The organism is Streptomyces sp. NPDC033165 (assembly GCF_055577965.1).
The window spans coordinates 1-17,464 of sequence record NZ_JBVIPK010000013.1; the positions used below are offsets into that span (position 1 = coordinate 1).

General features: G+C 69.1%; 14 protein-coding genes. 6 read left to right on the top strand and 8 right to left on the bottom strand.

Annotated elements, in window-relative coordinates; genetic code table 11:
• Positions 1-119 precede the first annotated feature (119 nt).
• On the bottom strand, positions 120-785 hold the full coding sequence (locus ACZ5WC_RS25895; RefSeq protein WP_468543048.1) for a response regulator: 666 nt from the start codon (positions 783-785) through the stop codon (positions 120-122).
• The gene (locus ACZ5WC_RS25900; protein WP_468543049.1) at positions 782-2,095 is read right to left on the bottom strand and encodes a sensor histidine kinase; all 1,314 of its coding nucleotides are present in this window, start codon (positions 2,093-2,095) and stop codon (positions 782-784) included. Before ACZ5WC_RS25900 ends, ACZ5WC_RS25895 begins: the two co-directional genes overlap by 4 nt.
• 545 nt (positions 2,096-2,640) lie before the next feature.
• Between ACZ5WC_RS25900 and ACZ5WC_RS25905 the strand changes: the two genes are divergently transcribed.
• A complete protein-coding gene (locus ACZ5WC_RS25905) occupies positions 2,641-3,207 on the top strand; it encodes a GNAT family N-acetyltransferase (RefSeq protein ID WP_468543050.1) in 567 nt (188 codons plus the stop codon).
• Positions 3,208-3,226: 19 nt separating this feature from the next.
• Here ACZ5WC_RS25905 and ACZ5WC_RS25910 read toward each other — a convergent pair whose 3' ends face one another.
• From ACZ5WC_RS25910 to ACZ5WC_RS25935, 6 genes are all read right to left on the bottom strand, one after another.
• The gene (locus tag ACZ5WC_RS25910; protein WP_468543051.1) at positions 3,227-4,831 is read right to left on the bottom strand and encodes a type IV secretory system conjugative DNA transfer family protein; all 1,605 of its coding nucleotides are present in this window, start codon (positions 4,829-4,831) and stop codon (positions 3,227-3,229) included.
• A gap of 1 nt (position 4,832) precedes the next feature.
• Positions 4,833-6,260, bottom strand: a complete 1,428-nt coding sequence (locus tag ACZ5WC_RS25915) for an ATP-binding protein (RefSeq protein ID WP_468543052.1) — start codon at positions 6,258-6,260, stop codon at positions 4,833-4,835.
• A gap of 89 nt (positions 6,261-6,349) precedes the next feature.
• Positions 6,350-7,900, bottom strand: a complete 1,551-nt coding sequence (locus ACZ5WC_RS25920; protein WP_468543053.1) for an SCO6880 family protein — start codon at positions 7,898-7,900, stop codon at positions 6,350-6,352.
• Positions 7,897-9,279 carry a hypothetical protein gene (locus tag ACZ5WC_RS25925; RefSeq protein ID WP_468543054.1) on the bottom strand — a complete coding sequence of 461 codons (1,383 nt, stop codon included), beginning with the start codon at positions 9,277-9,279 and terminating at the stop codon, positions 7,897-7,899. The genes ACZ5WC_RS25920 and ACZ5WC_RS25925 overlap by 4 nt, the downstream gene beginning before the upstream one ends.
• Positions 9,269-10,138, bottom strand: coding sequence for a DUF8175 domain-containg protein (locus ACZ5WC_RS25930; protein ID WP_468543055.1), 870 nt, complete (start codon positions 10,136-10,138; stop codon positions 9,269-9,271). The genes ACZ5WC_RS25925 and ACZ5WC_RS25930 overlap by 11 nt, the downstream gene beginning before the upstream one ends.
• A 181-nt stretch (positions 10,139-10,319) precedes the next feature.
• Entirely contained in the window at positions 10,320-10,628 is a 309-nt protein-coding gene (locus tag ACZ5WC_RS25935) for a hypothetical protein (protein ID WP_003968086.1), read from the bottom strand.
• Positions 10,629-11,260: 632 nt separating this feature from the next.
• On the opposite strand from ACZ5WC_RS25935, the gene ACZ5WC_RS25940 reads away from it, so the two are divergent.
• From ACZ5WC_RS25940 to ACZ5WC_RS25960, 5 genes are all read left to right on the top strand, one after another.
• A complete protein-coding gene (locus ACZ5WC_RS25940; protein ID WP_468543056.1) occupies positions 11,261-11,683 on the top strand; it encodes a hypothetical protein in 423 nt (140 codons plus the stop codon).
• 35 nt (positions 11,684-11,718) lie between these two features.
• On the top strand, positions 11,719-13,512 hold the full coding sequence (locus tag ACZ5WC_RS25945; protein ID WP_468543057.1) for an alpha/beta hydrolase: 1,794 nt from the start codon (positions 11,719-11,721) through the stop codon (positions 13,510-13,512).
• Positions 13,513-13,592: 80 nt separating this feature from the next.
• Entirely contained in the window at positions 13,593-14,072 is a 480-nt protein-coding gene (locus ACZ5WC_RS25950) for a hypothetical protein (protein ID WP_468543058.1), read from the top strand.
• 1,295 nt (positions 14,073-15,367) lie between these two features.
• Entirely contained in the window at positions 15,368-16,363 is a 996-nt protein-coding gene (locus tag ACZ5WC_RS25955; protein WP_468543196.1) for a C40 family peptidase, read from the top strand.
• Positions 16,364-16,686: 323 nt separating this feature from the next.
• Complete coding sequence (locus tag ACZ5WC_RS25960) at positions 16,687-17,418, top strand: phosphatase PAP2 family protein (RefSeq protein WP_468543059.1); 732 nt, start codon at positions 16,687-16,689, stop codon at positions 17,416-17,418.
• Positions 17,419-17,464 lie beyond the last annotated feature (46 nt).

A 17,464-nucleotide genomic window follows, 5' to 3' on the forward strand; every position in this document is an offset into this window, starting at 1 on the left:
GTACTGCAGGGGGGACCCTGTGGGAGAGTAGGACGCCGCCGAACAATTTTTCCGGGAAAGCCCCGTGCCTTGTGGCACGGGGCTTTTCTGCGTTCCGAGGAGGGCAGGGCCCTCCTCACTCACGAGGGCGTGACCAGGCGGGTGTCGTACGCCAGGATCACTGCCTGTACCCGGTCTCTCGCTCCTGTCTTGGCGAGGATGCGGGTGACGTGCGTTTTCACAGTCGACTCGGCCAGGTGCAAGCGGGTGGCTATCTCCGTGTTGGACCAGCCCTGTCCTATGACGGTGAGGATCTCGCGCTCTCGTTCTGTCAGCGCGTTGATGCGGGGGTCCTGCGGGGCTTGGGCGTCGGGGGCGGTGGGGAGGTGGTGGACGTACGCGTCGAGCAGGCGGCGAGTGAGGGTCGGGGCGACCACGGCGTCGCCTGCGGCCACCGCGCGGATGCCGGAGAGGAGCTCCTCCGGCAGGGCGTCTTTCACCAGGAAGCCGCTGGCTCCGGCGCGGAGGCCGTCGTACGCGTACTCGTCGAGGTCGAACGTCGTCACGATGAGGATGCGGGTGCGGGCCCCGGACCTGACGATGCGACGGGTTGCCTCGATGCCGTCGAGGCCCGGCATACGGATGTCCATCAGCGCGACGTCCGGCTGAAGGCGGGCGGTCAGGTTGACGGCCTCGGTGCCGTCGGCCGCCTCACCGACGACCGTCAGGTCGTCCTGGCTCTCCAACAGCATGCGGTAGCCGAAGCGTTGCATCGGCTGGTCGTCCGCGATGAGTACGGTCGTCACGGGTGGGTGTCCTCCAGGGGGAGGCGGAGGCGTACCTGCCATCCGCTGTGTTCAGGCAGCGGGCCGGCTTCGACGGTTCCCTCGTAGAGAGCCGCCCGTTCCCGCATGCCCATGATGCCCTTGGCCCGGATCGGCGGTTCGTTCCTAGGTGTTGAGGTGGTGGCGCCGGTGTCAGTGATGCGGGCATCGATGTGCGTACGGGTGTGGGTGAGCGTCACCGTCGCGGACAGGGCCGTGCCGGTGGGTGCGGTGGCGTGTTTGAGGGTGTTCGTCAGGGCCTCCTGAACCACCCGGTACACGGTCAGCTGGCGGCCCGGCGTGAGCGTGGAGGCCTGCGGTTCGCCGTGGAGTTCCGGGCCGTGGAGTTCCAGGTGGACGGGCAGCCCCGCGCGGCGTACGCGTTCGATGAGGGGGGCCAGTTCGTCGAGCGTCGGCTGAGGGGTGCGCTCGGCGTCGGGGTGGTCGTCGCGGAGGACGCCCAGGAGGCGGCGGAGTTCGGAGAGGGCCTGCCTGCTGGTGGCGCCTATCGCCTCCAGCGCCTGGGCCGCGCGTTCCGGGTTCTTCCGGGCCGCGTACGCGCCGCCGTCCGCGAGGCCCGTGATGACGGACAGGTTGTGGCCGATGATGTCGTGCATCTCCCGGGCGATACGGGTGCGCTCGGCGGCGGCGGCGAGGCGGGCCTGCTGGTCGCGTTCGTGCTCCAGGCGGTGGGCGCGTTCGACCAGGGCCTCCGTGTACTCGCGGCGCGTCCGTACCGCGATGCCCAGAAGGGCGACGAAGACGAACCCCCATACGTATGACACGACTTGCTGGCCCCAGACGCCGGGAATGCCGACGGCGCCCGCCAGGAGCGGGGTGCAGAACACCAGGGCCGCGGTCCCGAGAGTACGGAGGGGTGAGCGCAGGGCGATCTGGAAGACCGGGATCAGCTGGAGCAGGGCGGCCTGGACCACGGCCCCCGTCCAGATGTTGACCAGGGATATCGGGGCGGACAGCAGGAGCACGGTCATCGGGTGCTTGCGGCGCCACAGGAGCGGGAGCGAGAACCACAGGCTCATCAGCAGCACCAGCGGTTCGGGTGCGGTCACGTCGCGTGCGACGGTCCGCCAGCCGCCGGAGGTGTAGTCGAGTACGGCCGCCACGGTCCAGAACGCGGTCACCGCCGCGTCCCAGACCCGTGGCCGACGTCGGTCGAAGGCGCGGAGACGGTCCAGAGTGCCGCGGATGGCCCGGGTGAGAGGAGCCGTGGTCGCGGTCGGGGCCGTGGCACTGTCAGGGCTCTTGCCGGCGTGGTGGTGGTCGTCCGTCACCTGTCTCTTCTTCCTGCTTCTCTGCTTCTTCCTGCTCTTTCGTCTGCCTTCCCTGCTTGGGCTCAGGCGTCCCGACTGCGCAGCTCCTGGGAGCGGTGTGGCGGAGCCGAGCCCCGGCGACCTGGGTGGGAAGGTACCGGACGGCCTGCTCGACGGTCTCGTACGGGAACATCCCGAGGACCTCGGGGAGGAGCATGACCCCGTCCAGGCCGAGCTGCACCAGGCCCCGCAGGGTGGCCCCCGTCGCCGTGCCTGCCACGGCGCGCGGCATGCCGGGGCCGGTGAGCGAGGCTGCCGGGGCGGGCGGTGAAGTCGAGGTCCTGGACGACGGTTCGGTCGCCGTACCGCTTGGAGAGTCCGTATGCCGTGATCATGCCGTCGACGCTACGGAGCGGGCCGGTGGCGGTCGTCCGACCGGGGGCGGGACGTGGGACGGGGCGTAGTACCCGGGTACGACGGCGTGTGGCGGTGACCAGGGGGGGGCGGGGGCGGGCGCTGGGGTTTAGTCGGTTGAAGCGGGGGAGGGCGGGGGTGAGGATCGGGACATGGACTATGTGATGCGTGCGGTGCGGGCCGAGGAATGGCCGCTGGCCAGGCAGCTGCGGCTGGATGCCCTGAAGGACCCGGCGGCTCCCGTGGCGTTCCTGGAGACGTACGAGGAGGCGGTGGCCCGGACCGATGCCTTCTGGCAGGACCGTACCGCTGTGGCCGCCGAGGGCAGGACCGTGCGGCAGTTCGTCGCGGAGTCGCCCGAGGGGGTGTGGGTGGGCACGGTCACCGTGCTCGTCGAGCGGACGGAGGACGATGTGCGCTTCGGCGAGGCCCCGGCGGTGGACCAGGGGCACCTGGTCGGTGTCTTCGTCCGGCCGGAGGTACGGGGGGCCGGGGTGACGGACGCGTTGTTCCGGGAGGCCGTCGACTGGGCCTGGTCGCTGTCGGAGCCCCGGCTGGAGCGGGTGCGCCTGTACGTCCACGAGAACAACCCGCGCGCCGCGGCGTTCTACCGCCGGTTCGGGTTCGTACCGTCCGGGCAGCGTATTGCGGCGCCCGGTGGGCGGGGGGAGTGGGAGTTGGAGTACGTGGTCGAGCGGGGGCGGGGCGGGGGCAGGTAGGCCGTTGGTCCCTGTTCGTTCAGATGGCGCCAGGGGTGTGCAGGTGTTGCTGCCAGCGGGCCCGGCCCTGTTCGCGCGAGCGGAGCAGGGCGACGGTGGGCATGCCCAGATCCTGGCCCTTGGCCAGCAGTTCGGGGAGCTGGGGAAGCGGGGCCACGGCGGCCACGTCGTCCAGGACCAGCGTCGTTGGTGGGTCGAGCCGACCGTCGGATGACCGTGCGGCCATGCGGCGGCCGTGCTCGACCACGTGCGAGGCCAGCGCGGTGAGGAGGGGCATCGCGCCGGGGCGGGTACGGGGATCCTCGATGGGTTCACCGACCAGATAGAGCGTTCCCCCCTCGCGGGCAAAAGATTCCAGCGCGGCCGAATCCGATCGGTTTGCCGTGCAGGCCTCGCGGATGTGCACCGAGGAGAGGGCCGAGAAGGCCCGTACGTTCAACTCCTGCGCCACTTCGCGCCGTTCCGGATAGGCCGTGAGCGCGGACTCCAGTAGCCCGGCGAGTCCGGATGCGGCCTTGGGGTGCGTACGGAGGAGGCGTACGGGTTCGTGGGCGGCGGCCCCGGAGGCCCAACGGGCGACCTGGCGGAAGGGGCGGCCGTCCACCGCGGCTGCGTGCAGCCAGCACTGGAGGAGCGTCTGCGCGGTGTCGGCCACCGCCGCGTCGATCCTGGCCTGCGGGCGGACCGGGGCGAGGAGCGCGGCCGCGCGGGCGGCGGCGGTGTCGGGGTGCTCGCAGCCTGCGGTCGGCGGCCAGTGGAGGCGGGCGGGGGTGTCGCAGAGGTGGCCCGGGTCGTAGACGAGGACCGGGCCGAGCTTGGCGCGGGCGTCCTTCGTCTCGGCCCAGACCGTGGGGTCCGAGGTGACCACGAGGGCGGGTCCCTCGGCGTCCTGGATGGCCTGGACGACGGTGGGGCGCCGGGCTGGGGCGGGGGCGTAGACGAGGAGGGGGGTGCGGGGGGAGGGGAGTGAGAGGGGCAGATGTGGGGGTGGCTGGTGTGTTGCCTGGGGGGTTGCCCGGTGTGATTCCTGCTCTGTCGGGTGCGATGGTGGTTGTGGTTGAGGTGGCGCTGCGGGGGTCTTCGTCAGCGGGGACTCGTGCGTGTTGTGGGGCTGCGCGTGCACGTCGTGGGGTTGCGCATGCACGTTGTGGGGCTGGTGGAGTTCGTGAGGCTCGTGAGGTGTTCCGTACAGGCGCTCCCCGCGGCGCCGTTCCCGTACGGCTCTCCAGCGGGCCACGGAGCCCAGGACGAAGACCGTCAGCACCACCAGCACCATCAGTTCGCCGATGAACAGGCCCCAGAAGAGGCCGTATCCGGAGAGCTGGGACGGGGGCGTGTAGGGCCAGGCGGCAGGGAGGTCCTGCGGGGCCGTGGCCAGTTCGCGCAGAGCGAGGGGAGTTCGGGTGAAGGTGACGCCGTTCGGCCAGGAGCCGTGGGCGAGGAGGCCGGCCAGGCCGGTGGCCGTCCAGGCGAGCACGGTTGTCGCGAGCAGGAGGCCGACCAGCCCGACCAGCAGGCCGTCGGGGATACCACCGGTGCGGGGCTCCTCGTGGCGGGGCTGGGGGCCGCCGTGCCGACGGCCCCGCTCCGGCGCCGGTCCTTGTCCTGCTGCCTGGCGGGCCATGTCAGGCCACCGTCGACCGTGACGACTCGTTCATGTCGTTCATCCGTTGCTGGTTCTCGATCCGGGCCGCGCGCTGTTCCGCCTCCAGCTCCGCGGCGCGGATGTCGTCGGGGAGCTGGTCGTCCGAGGAACCCTCGGTCATGGCGCGGTCGGTGAAGACGAGGGGGCGTTCGGCTTCGGTGATCAGGTGTTTGACGACCTGGACGTTTCCGTTGACGTCCCAGACGGCGATGCCGGGGGTGAGGGTGGGGATGATCTCGACGGCCCAGCGCGGCAGGCCGATGACCCGGCCAGTCGCTCTGGCCTCGTCCGACTTCTGGGCGTAGATCGTGCGGGTGGAGGCCATCTTGAGGATGGCTGCGGCTTCCTTCGCGGCTGCTCCGTCGACCACGTCGCTGAGATGGTGGACGACCGCGACGAAGGAGAGGCCGAGCCGGCGTCCGAACTTCAGCAGGCGCTGGAAGAGCTGCGCAACGAAAGGGGAGTTGATGATGTGCCAGGCCTCTTCGACCAGGAAGATGCGCTTCTTGCGGTCGGGCCTGATCCAGGTGTGCTCCAGCCAGACGCCGACGATCGCCATCAGGATCGGCATCGCGATCGAGTTGCGGTCGATGTGCGAGAGGTCGAAGACGATGAGGGGTGCGTCGAGGTCGATGCCGACGGTGGTGGGGCCGTCGAACATACCGCGCAGGTCGCCGTCGACGAGCCGGTCCAGGACGAGGGCGACGTCCAGGCCCCAGGCCCGTACATCGTCTATGTCGACGTTCATGGCCTCGGCGGACTCGGGTTCGGGGTGGCGCAGTTGTTCCACGATGTCCATCAGGACCGGCTGGCGTTCGGTGACGGTCGCGGTCACGTAGGCGTGGGCGACCTTGAGCGCGAAGCCGGAGCGCTCGTCGAGGCCGTGGCCCATCGCGACTTCGATGATCGTACGGAGCAGGGCGAGCTGGCCCGTGGTGGTGATGGAGGGGTCGAGGGGGTTGAGTCGGATGCCGCCGTTGAGAGCGGCGGTCGGGTCCAGGCGGATGGGGGTTATTCCCAGCTCCTGGGCGATGAGGTTCCATTCGCCGACGCCGTCCTCACCCTGGGCGTCCAGGACGACGACCTGGCGGTCGCGGAAGCGGAGCTGGCGCAGGACGTAGGTCTTCTCCAGCGCGGACTTGCCGTTGCCGGACTCACCGAGGACGAGCCAGTGGGGGGCGGGGAGCTGTTGTCCGTACAGCTGGAAGGGGTCGTAGATGTAGCCCTTGCCGCTGTAGACCTCGCGGCCGATGATCACGCCGGAGTCGCCGAGGCCGGGGGCGGCGGTGGGGAGGTAGACGGCCTGGGCCTGGCCCGTCGAGGTATGGACGGGGAGCCGGGTGGTCTCCACCTTGCCGAAGAGGAAGGAGGTGAAGGCATCCGACAATGCGGACAGGGGGTCTCGCATGGTGGGGGTGCCCTCTCTTGTTGCGGTTCTTCCTGCGGGGGTGGATGTGGAGCTGGAGCTGCGGTTGGTGCGTCCGGGGCGATGGCCCGTCAGCGGCGGATGCCTGTGGCGAACGGGAGTGTGTTCACGAAGGCGCGGTGGTGTTCGCGGTCGCACCATTCGAGCTTGAGGTAGGACTTGCCGGCCGAGGCGCGGATCGTCCGCTTGTCGCGGGCGAGTGCCTCGGGTGAACGCGAGGACACCGTGATGTACCCCACCAGGTTCACTCCGGCAGCGCCGCTGGCGAGATCTTCACCCCGCTGGTCGAGTCGGCCGTGGGCGGCGATGTCGCGGGGGTCGACGGTGCGGTTCATCTTGGCCTGGCGGCTGGCCTCGGCGTCGTCGTTGGTCTTCTCGGTCAGCATGCGTTCGATGGCGACCTCGGTGGGTTCGAGGTCCATGCAGACGGCGACCGTACGGATGACGTCGGGGGTGTGGACGAGGAGCGGGGCGAGGAAGTTGACGCCGACGGGGGTCATCGGCCACTCCTTCACCCAGGCCGTGGCGTGGCACCAGGGGGCGCGGGTGGCGGACTCGCGGGTCTTGGCCTGGAGGAAGGTGGGTTCGACGGCGTCCAGTTCGGCGGGCCAGGCGTTGCGCTTGGTCATGGCCTGGATGTGGTCGATGGGGTGGTCGGGGTCGTACATGGAGTGCACGAGGGAGGCCAGGCGGCTCTGGCCGAGCGGCTGGCGGACCCGGATGTCGGCCTCGGCGAGGCGGGCGCAGATGTCGGTGAGCTCGCGGGCCATGACGACGGCGAGGCCGGCGTCGCGGTCGAGTCTGCGGCCGCCGTGGGGGCGGGCGGCGCGGGCCATGGCATTGGCCTCGGCGGCGAGCTCGCGGCTGTAGTGCATGCAGGCGACGAGGTAGGCGCGGTGCTGCTCGCTGGAGGTGGAGACCATGGACTGGAGCTGGTCGTAGGAGTCCTGGAGCCAGCCGGGGGCCGACTTGTCGCCGCGCTGGGCGACGTCCTTGGCATGGGCGTCGGGGTCGGCGGGGAGGGTGCGGGCGAGCATCTGGAGGCGGGTGACGAAGCCGTCGCCGTTGGCCACGTGCTTGAGGAGGGTGCCGAAGCGGTCGACCAGGGCTTCCTGGTCCTCGCTGTCGCGGAGGCCGACGCCGGGGCCCTCGATCTCGATGGCGGCGGTGACGGTGCGCCGGTCGGCGTGGAGGAGTACGGCGATCTCGTCGGGGCCGAAGGGGGCGGCGAGCCAGCTGATCCGGCCGATGCCGGGGGGCGGGCCGATCTCGACCTCGCGGCCGTCGGCGCTGACGCCCGCTTCCATGGCGCCGGAGCGGTAGGTGGTTCCGCGGCGCAGGGACCGCTTGAAGCTGCGGTTGATCTCGAACCACTTGTAGAACGTCCGGTGCTTGTACGGGACGTACACGATGGCGAGGGCCAGAAGCGGGAAGCCCACGAGGCAGACGATGCGGAGGGAGAGGACGGGGACGAGGAGTCCGCTCATCATGCCGAGGAACGCGCCGGCGATGATCAGGGCGATCTCGCCGGTCTCGCGGTTCTTTCCGACGATCGCGTTCGGCCGGGCGCGGCCGATGAGATACGTACGGCGGGGCGTCATCGTGTGGGACTGGGTCGTCAACGCCCTCCACCTCCTGTGCTCGGGTTACCTGTGCTGCCGGAGCCGCTGCCTCCGCCTCGGGAGGAGCGGCTGCTGTGGGGGGTGCTGGAGGCGGGGGCGGAGCCGCCGCTGCGGGGCGGGGGTGCGGCGGAGGGGACAGATCCGCCGCCGACCCCGCTTCCGCTGGAGGTGCGGGAGCTGTGTGCGGCGACGCCGCCGCTGGCCGGGTTGGCGGGGCGGCCTCCGCCGGAGCTGTTCTGGTCGTTGCGGCCGCTGTGGGTCTTGATGCCCTGGGAGACGAGGGCGGCCGGGGAGCTGATGAGGGCGGCGGCCTGGGCGCCGTCGGTGGCCTGCTTGCGGTTGGTGCGGGCGCCCTGGATCTCGTCGCCGAAGCCGGGGACGAAGCGGTAGATCATGGCGGAGGCGAAGATGGCGAGCAGGATGATGGCGAGGCCGGAGACGACGGCGGAGAAGGCGTCGGGACCGTCGTTCGCGGAGAGCGCTCCGGCGAGGCCGAGAACGATGACGATGACGGGCTTGACCATGATCACCGCGATCATGATGCCGGCCCAGCGGCGGACGTGGCCCCACATGTTCTTGTCGACGAGACCGGCGTAGACGACGATGCCGAGGAGCGCACCGACGTAGAGCAGGGCGGCGCGGATGACGAGCTCCAGCCACAGGATGCCGGCGGCGAGGATCGAGACGAGCGAGACGACGATCAGCATGATCGGGCCGCCGCCGATGTCCTCGCCCTTCTTGAGGGCTTCGGCGAACGAGCCGAAGAAGACGTCGCTCTGGCCACCGGTGGAGGAGGCGATGACCTCGGTGACGCCGTCGGTCGCGGAGACGATGGTGTAGAGGATCAGGGGGGTGAAGGCCGAGGCGAGGACGGTGAGCCAGAGGAAGCCGACGGCCTCCGAGATCGCGGTGGTCAGGGGGACGCCGCGGATGGCGCGTTTGGCCACGGCGAGGAGCCAGAGGACGAGGGTGAGGATGGTGGAGGCCGCGAAGATGACGGCGTACTGCTGGAGGAACTTGGGGTTGGTGAAGTCGACGTTCGCCGTGGACTCGACGGCCTCGCTGAGCTTGCCGACGATCCAGGCGGCGGCGTCGGCGCAGCCTCGGGCTAGGGAGGAGAGGGGGTCGAGGGATTCTGCGGGGTCCGGCGATCCCGGCACGCTGCTGGGAGCACCGCCGCTCTCGTCTTCCTCGCAGTACTTCTTCACCTCGCCGAACAACAGTCGGCAGGTGTCTTCGCTGGTGCTCGGTGATGGCGTAGGAGTAGGAGTGGGGGTCGGCTCGGCGGCCGCGCGTCCGGCGAATGCCATCGCGGCGGCCTGTAGTCCGACCAGTGTGGTGGCCACCGAGCGGAAGCGGTACTTGGGGCTACCTGGCATAAGTGAAGCCTCCGTACTCATCGACGGCCTTGCTGATGGCGTCGGACCGGGAGGCCGCGACATCGCCGGGAACGGGCGCTGGACCGTCGCTTTCGGAGTCGCCGGTCACTTTCCAGTCGCCGTTCGACCAGGACAGCTTGGCCGTCCATGTCTTCCAGGTGGTGCTGACGGGCTTGGTCGAGTCCGTTCCGGACATGCCGATGAGGCCCGTGTACCAGACAGCTACCTCTGCGGTGTCGCCGTCGAATGCCAGAACCTTCGTGCCGACGGGGATCGTCCGCGAGATGAAGGTGCTGCCCTGTGGTGCGTTTCCGTCGGCGTCCAGACCGAGGCGCTCCAGGAACTCGCTTGAGTAGGCCAGGTCCTGAGGCCCTCTGAGTTTGTCCGCCGCGGCAGTGGTGTAGACCGTGTCGAGGATGCGGTGGCGGCTCTCCTTCGTGAACATCTCCGCCGACCCCAGCGCCACCGCGTAGTTCGCCGCCGCGCTCTGCGCCCCCTGCGCGTCGTGGGCGAAGCCGGAGGCGATGGTGCCGTTCTTGCCCTGGACGGGCTTGGTGCCGGTGGGCGCGGTAGGGGCGCTGCCTGCGGTTCCGGGGTTTTTCGTGCCGGAGGAGGCGTTGTCGTCGCTGCCACCGCCCCGGTTGGCGAAGGCGATGGCGGCGATGAGGAGTACCACGACGCCGGTGATCGTGACCAGGGAGCGGGAGTTCCGGACGGGGCGGCGCGTGCCGGGGTTGCCCGTGTCGCCGTCGGGGAGACGGGTGCGGGTCTGGCGGGTGCCGCCGAGGGTGCTGTACGGGTCGTCCGAGCGGCCCGGCTGGTCCTTGCCGCGGTAGTCGTGCTCGTCACCGGGACTCATGCCGCATTCGCTCCCTCGGTCGTGTGCAGATCCGCGCAGGACGAAGGTAGCTCTGCTGGTTGCCGCGTGAGCGCGGTGGAGTGACTCGACATCAGGGAAACGCAACCTCAGCCGGTGGGCGCGACGGGCGGATGGTGGGGAGCGGGCTGGGACGGCCCGGTGCGGGATGGCCGACGGTGGGTCAGACGGCCATTCCGTAGACGATGGTGAACAGGGTGCCGAGGGAGCCGATGATGAAGACCCCGGTCAGGCCTGCCACGATCAGCCCTTTGCCCTGTTCCGCGCTGAACGTGTCGCGGAGTGCCGTCGCCCCGATGCGCTGCTTGGCCGCGCCCCAGATCGCGATGCCGAGGCAGAGGAGGATGGCGATCGCCATCACCACCTCGATCATGATGCGTGCCTCGTTGCCCAGCGTTCCGAACGGCCCCCAGTCCGGGGCGATTCCGCCGATGATGGTGGTGATGTCGCCCTTCTCTGCTGCCAGGATCATGTAAGTCACCGCCCCTGTTGGGTAGTTCGCCGCCTGTGCCGTTCTGGCACGGGTCGCCTTCTATCTTCGCTGATGAAACCGCACTCGTACGACGCCTTCCGGGTGTCTTTACCCGGATCTCGCACGCTTGACCGGGGCGGCCACCCTGACCTGCGGCTCGTCCCGGATTCTTCACGCATATGCCTGGTTACTCTGTGTATCACGCACTGTGACCGGGAGCAATGACGGTGGCCATGGGTTCCTGATGCGGTTGCAGCGTTCGTGGGGCAGGGCGTGTTCGTATGCGCCGTTCGAGAGCCGCTGATGCGCCGGTCGGCATGTGATCCCGGGTGGGCGGAGTCGCTGCCTCGTACCGGTGGTCTGCGTGCCGCCCCCTCCGTTCGGGTGAACTGCGTGGCCCGGCGGGAACGGTGCTGGTTGGTTCGCGGGCCGGGAAACACCGTATGAGCGTGTACGGGGCTTGCGCGCTGCGCTGTTGACCGGCGGCATGTCCGGGCCTGCGGATTTGGCACAGTGCCGCCGGTCGGCGATCAGGAGACGGGGCGAGCGGCGTGAGTGAAGTCAGTGGCGTGAACGGTGCGGGTGGAGCGTCCGTCGGTAGGCACCCTGACGGGGTGTCGGGGCCGGCCGGGATGGGGGGACCTGTCGGGCCGGTGGCGCCGGGCTGGGCCGGTCCGGCGGTGCCGGACTGGGCGGTCGGGCCGGTCGGCGGGGCAGGGGCTGGAGGTGGGGATCTGCGGCACAGCGATGCTCCGTGGGTACGGGCCGCCGGGAGCACCGATCGTCTGGTCACGCATCTCGGGCCGGTCAAGGGTGAACTGGAGGCCTCGCACCAGGGCCTGATCGCCGGGGCCGGGGCGCTGGCGTCGTTGGCCGAGTTGGGTTCCGTACGGGACTCGTGGGAGCGGCGGCTGGAGGCGGCGCGCGGTGAGTGCGGGAGCCTCGCCGGGAAACTGCGGGCGGTCGCCCGTTGCCAGGCCGAGGTCAACGAAGTGGTGAGGAGCAGCTTCGACCAGGTCCAGGTGAAGACCCAGAGCTGTGGCGGGGTGCGGTGAGCGGGCGGGGTGGCGCGGGCGGCGGTGCGGGTGCGGTGGGTTCCCCGCTGACGTGGGCCGCGTTACGGGATGTGAAGTGCGCCGAGCTGGAGGAGGCCGCCGATGGGTGGGGCCGGGTGAGTAACCGCGCCGATGCGGCCCGGGACCGTATCGAGGGCCAGATCCTGCCCGGACTGCGAGATACGCAGAAGGGGGAGGCGGCGGGGGCGGCTCTGGGGCAGTTGCGTCGGCTGGGCATGAACTTCCAGTACATCTATACCGAGTGCGGGCTGCTGCGGACCACGCTGAACAGCCTGGCCCATGAGATCAGGGCCCAGCAGCGGGTGTTGCAGGGGGCGCTGGACGAGGCGGCGGCGCTGAGGTTCACGGTGCACCCGGATGGTTCGGTGACGTATCCGGCGGCGGGGGAGGGCCTGGTCGAGGGGAAGCCGCTGGCGGGCGGTACGGCGTCCGGGGTTCCCAATCCGGGCATGGTCACCCCTTCCGGCCTGGTCGCGCCCAACCCGCACGCGAGCAGGGCCCAGGACATCGCGGACCGGGTGGCGCAGGCGGTGCGGACGGCGGCAGATGCGGACTGGCGGTACACCAGGATCCTGCGGTCGCTGAAGGCCCACGGTGGCCTGGGCGTCCCGGCCGCGACGTGGACGGACGCCGCGGCCGATGCGGCGGCGGTGCGGCAGGCGGCGAGGAGCTACTTGGAGAACGCGATCCCGCACGATGCGTCTCCGGCCGAGCGCAAGAAGTGGTGGGACGCGCTGACGGACGAGCACCGCGAGGAGTACCTCGCGGTGTACCCGGATCTGATCGGCAACCTGGACGGCATTCCGGCCCTGGTACGGGACGCGGCGAACCGGGACAACCTTCAGTTGCTGATGGGAAAGCTGGAGGGGCGGGACGACGAGGACGCGGTGACCAAACTGGCCGCGCTGCGGGAGATCGACCGGCAGTTGGGGGTGGTGCCGAAGGCGGGGGAGCCGCCGATGTACTTGCTGGGGATCGGGGATCAGGGGAATGGGCGGGCGATTGTCTCGTACGGGAATCCGGATACGTCTAGGAATGTGGCGGCTTATGTTCCGGGGTTGAATACGTCGCTGGACGAGGAATTCGCCAAGGGTGACCTGAAGAGGGCACGCGACACAGCCGTAGCTGCAAGAGAAATTGACCATTCCACTGCGGCGATCGTCTGGCTGGGGTATGACGCGCCTCAGAGTCCGGACGGGCTGAGCAGCCTGGCTGTTGCCGGTACCGAAAGGGCGGAGACCGGCGGCCGATCTTTCCACGGGTTCATGTCGGGACTGGAGGTGTCGAACGACCATGATGATCCGCACATGACGGCTATCGGGCACTCCTACGGTTCCAGAACGGTCGGAGCGGCCACACAGCAAGGTGACGGGATCCCTGGGGTCGATGACATCGTCCTGGTCGGCAGCCCCGGCGTTGGCGTGGACCGTGCAGAAGATCTCAACGTGAGAAGGGATCACGTATTTGTTGGCGCTGCGGAAAACGACGTGGTGACCCACCTTCCTTCGAAGGAGAAGGGGGTCCTCGCGGCAGCGGGGAGCGCGCTCGGGCCGGCAGGGTCCATTGTTGTCGATGCGGTCCATCCGGGAGGCAGTGATCTCTGGTTCGGCAGGGACCCGGCAAGTGAGGACTTCGGTGCGCGGCGCTTCGCGGTGGATCCAGGGCCACCGCTGGTCGGGCTCGGCCGCGTTTCGATCGACGCGCATTCGCAGTACTTCGACCCGGAGTTGGACTCTGCCTCGGCCGACAGTATTGCGATGATTACCGCGGGGCGTGGTCATCAGGTCAAGCAGGAGAGTGCGCGTTGATGCGTCTGCTTAACTCCTTTCTGGCTGTCGGATGTGTTGGTCTCATACTGGTTGGGTGCGCGATGCGGGAGGGGTCGAGCATGGACATGCAGGCTGCGGCGGAACGGTCTGATGAGATTCTTGACTCCGTACTGCAGGAGATTCAGCCCGAACTGCGATGGACGCATGGCCCCACAACTGTGGGAAGCTGCGATGTGTCGCGCAGGCGTGTCGTTATGACACATATTTCTGCTGCGCGTAGGGGGAACCTTCTGGGGGTCGTGGACCGGTTCTGGCGTAAGAGCGGGTATCGCATGACTGTTGTCAACAATGATGCCGAATTTCCGGCCATCTACGCCCGTACGCATGATGGATTCGGCATGAGGCTTCGCATTGGGGGAAAGGGGCAAGCCTTCTTCCAGGTGGACACGCCGTGTGTCCGTGAGTCCGAAGTGGCTGACTCCATCAGCCAGGCGACTGCGCCCCTCTATGAGGGCATGGAGTTCATTCCTCGCCCGAACATCCACTCCGACTTCTGGTCGGCAGAGACGCCGGAAGTCGACGCAACGTCCGGGCGGTGACTAGAGCGACTTGGGTCAACCTGTGAGTCCCACATTGGTCCCTGGGTCGATGTCGCTCCCCTGTCGGCGTGGTCGCATACGCGGAGTGACTGACCTGGTGTCGTTCCGCCCACTGGCGAGGTAGAGGTAAGGGACTGCTCTTGGTCGGCATGTGAGGGAAGCACGGTTTCTGCTGACGTCGATGTAAGCGCTGCCACAGCAGGCTGGGAAAGGCGTGCGACGCCCCGGTCGTTGCAGGCAGTCCTGATCCTGGTTCGTGTGCTCTTCGTGGGCACCCTGGTGGGCGCGGTCCGGTCGCTGTGCGCGTTCGTGTTGTCGCTGTACGTCCATACCGGCGGTGTCCACATCTGACGCGGGCTCTTCGCCGTGCAGGGCGCGGCGCTTCCCGGTCGCCGACGGCCGAGCCGCTCCTTGGCGGGGGCGGTGTCAGCCTGGACGCGCACTCGAACTTCTTCAGCCCGGAGCCTGACGCCGTCTTCGCGGACTGCGTCGCCCTGATCGTGTCGGGCAGCGCCTCGCTGGTTCGAGATGGAGGTACCGGAGCGATGCGAGCGAAGCGGGCCCCGCTGCTCTCCGGGACGGCCCTGGTTCTGGTTCTGGTTCTGGGGATTCCTCCGTCCAGGTGCGGGTGCGAGAGCGGAAGTGCCCGCTGGGTGGTGATGTACCCAAGGACGCAGACAGCGGTACGGACAGCGGTGGTGCTATGGACGTCCAGGTCGCCGCCGAGCTCGTCGGCTCGCTGTTGGACGCAGTCCTGCAACGCATCGACCCCGACATCCAATGGGCCCATGAGCCCAACGCCACCGGGGGCTGAGGGATGACCCGCCGACGGGCCGTCAACGACTGCCGAATCAAGGCGGTCAGCAACGATGAGTGGTTTCCGGCCGTGTGTGTGGTCGCGGATATCGGGTTCGGCGTCAGCGTCTGCTTCGGCGGTGAGGGGCAGGCGTTCCTGGGGGCAGGCAGCCCGTGCGGTGGCGGAGTCGATGGTTGCCGGCCCCCGTCTCCGTACCGAATGGGCCTGCGCGCGAGGCTGGGCTGTCCTCTGCCCCACCCCCCGGCCAGTCCGACTTCCGGCCGGGGGGGGCGGGGGGTGAGTGCCGGTCAGTTCTGGTGCTTTCGGCTTCCGGCTTCCGCTCTGTGGTGGTGAGCCGGGGACGCCCCCCTGTGCCTCGGGTGCGCCGGTGATGTGTCGCGGATGACTCGGGAGAGTCGCGGATGACTCGTACACACCCGCGAAAACATCCCTGAAGCGTCCCTCGATGGGGGATGGTTGAGGGGTGCGGAAATTCTGGGTGTTCGGTGGCATCGGCGTCGGCATGGTCATGTGCTTCCTGGCGCTGCTCGTCGTCGGTACGTACTCGGCCGCCGCCGGTCTTGCCGGGGCGGGCGGCGGTGGTGCCGTCGCGCTTGCCAAGGGTGCCGTTCCGGCGCGGTACCAGCCGCTCGTGCAAAAGTGGGGCAATCTCTGCCCCGCCATCAATCCCGCGCTGCTGGCCGCGCAGTTGTACCAGGAGAGCGGCTGGAATCCGCGGGCGCAGAGCCACGCCGCCGCGCAGGGCATCGCCCAGTTCATCCCCGGCACCTGGGCCACGCACGGGATCGACGGCAACGGCGACGGGAAGCGGGACGTCTGGGACCCCGCCGACGCGATTCCCTCGGCCGCCTCGTACGACTGCGAGCTCGCCGGGTACGTGAAGAAGGTGCCGGGCGACCCGACGAACAACATGCTGGCCGCCTACAACGCCGGGGCCTACGCGGTGATCAAGTACGGCGGAGTCCCGCCGTACAAGGAGACGCAGAACTACGTCAAGATCATCCGCTCGCTGGAGAAGAGCTTCGCCCGGCCGGTCGGTCGTGTCGCGCCCTCCCGGCAGGCGGCCGGGGCCATCTACTTCGCGCAGAAGAAGCTCGGCACGCCGTATCTGTGGGGCGGCAACGGGACGCCCGAGCAGCAGGGGCGGTTCGACTGCTCGGGGCTGACCCAGGCGGCGTACCGGACCGTGGGCATCGAGTTGCCGCGCGTCGCCAACGACCAGTACAACGCGGGACCGCATCCCGCGCGGGACGAACTGCTTCCGGGGGACCTGGTGTTCTTCTCCGACGACCTGACCAACTCCCGGGCGATCCGGCATGTCGGGCTGTATGTCGGGGGCGGTTATATGATCAATGCCCCGTTCACGGGGGCGGTGATCCGGTTCGACAAGATCGATACGCCGGACTACTTCGGTGCGACCCGGGTCACCAAGGACGGGGCGGCCGCCCTGCCGACGGATCTGCCTCCGAGGTGAGGCGGATCCCTCTCCAGGGGTCTCCCTCCGGAGGTCCGCCTCGGGGGGGCCGCCTCGGGGGCTGACGTCCAGTCAGCCGTGGCCGGAACTCTCCGTGAAGCCTGGGCCCTGAGCTGCGACGACGAGTCACTCTTCGATAACGTCATGGTGATCATTCGGTGGAGAGCGGAACGCACACGGCGGCCGGGCCGTTCCCTGGAGAGCACAGTGCAGTAGAAGGGGATCGCACCGAACACGGGGGTTCGACCACGGCGGCGCGCTCGGACGTGCGCCGCAGCGGATGAAGCAGCAGATGAAGCAGACAAGGCAAGGGGCCGCAGCAGATGGCTGGACTCGAACTCGACGGGTCGAACCCGGACGTCAGTCTGCTCTACGACATCAACGGGCTCGCGAAGGCCGCTCCGACCTGGTTCGACCGGACCATGGAGTTCGTCGGCGAGTACGGGATCATGTTCGGCCTGGTCTTGGTGGGCCTGTGGTGCTGGTGGAGCATGCGCAAGCGAGGGACGCTCGACGACTCGGTGACGGCTGCCGCCGCCATCGTCTGGGCTCCGCTCGCCGCCGCGATCGCGATCATCATCAACATCCCGATCCGCGGATTCGTCGAACGGCCGCGTCCGTTCAACGACCACGAAGGCCTTGAGGTCCTGATCCACGGCAAGACGGACTTCTCGTTCGTCAGTGACCACTCCACGCTGGCCATGGGCATCGCCGTCGGCATCTTCGTGGCGAACCGGAAGTTCGGCTTCATCGCGATCGGCCTTGCGCTCTTCGCCGGCGTCAGCCGGATCTACATGGGCGTCCACTACCCGACCGACGTGATCGGCGGGTTCGCCCTCGGTACGGCCGTCACCCTGCTCCTGGCGCCGCTCGCCATGGCGCTGCTGACGCCGCTGATGGCGGCGATCTCGCGTTCGCCGCGCGTCGGCTGGTTCGTCCGCTCCAAGAAGCTGTCCGTCGCGTACGCCGATGAGCGCGGCGACGCGATGGGCATCCCCGAGCCGAGGCCCGGGGCCGGACGCGGTGACGCCGGGGAGAAGGACCTCGCCGCCTGACCCTCCGCTCGACCGTCAACTGCATGATCGTTTTGCCTCCGTTCCC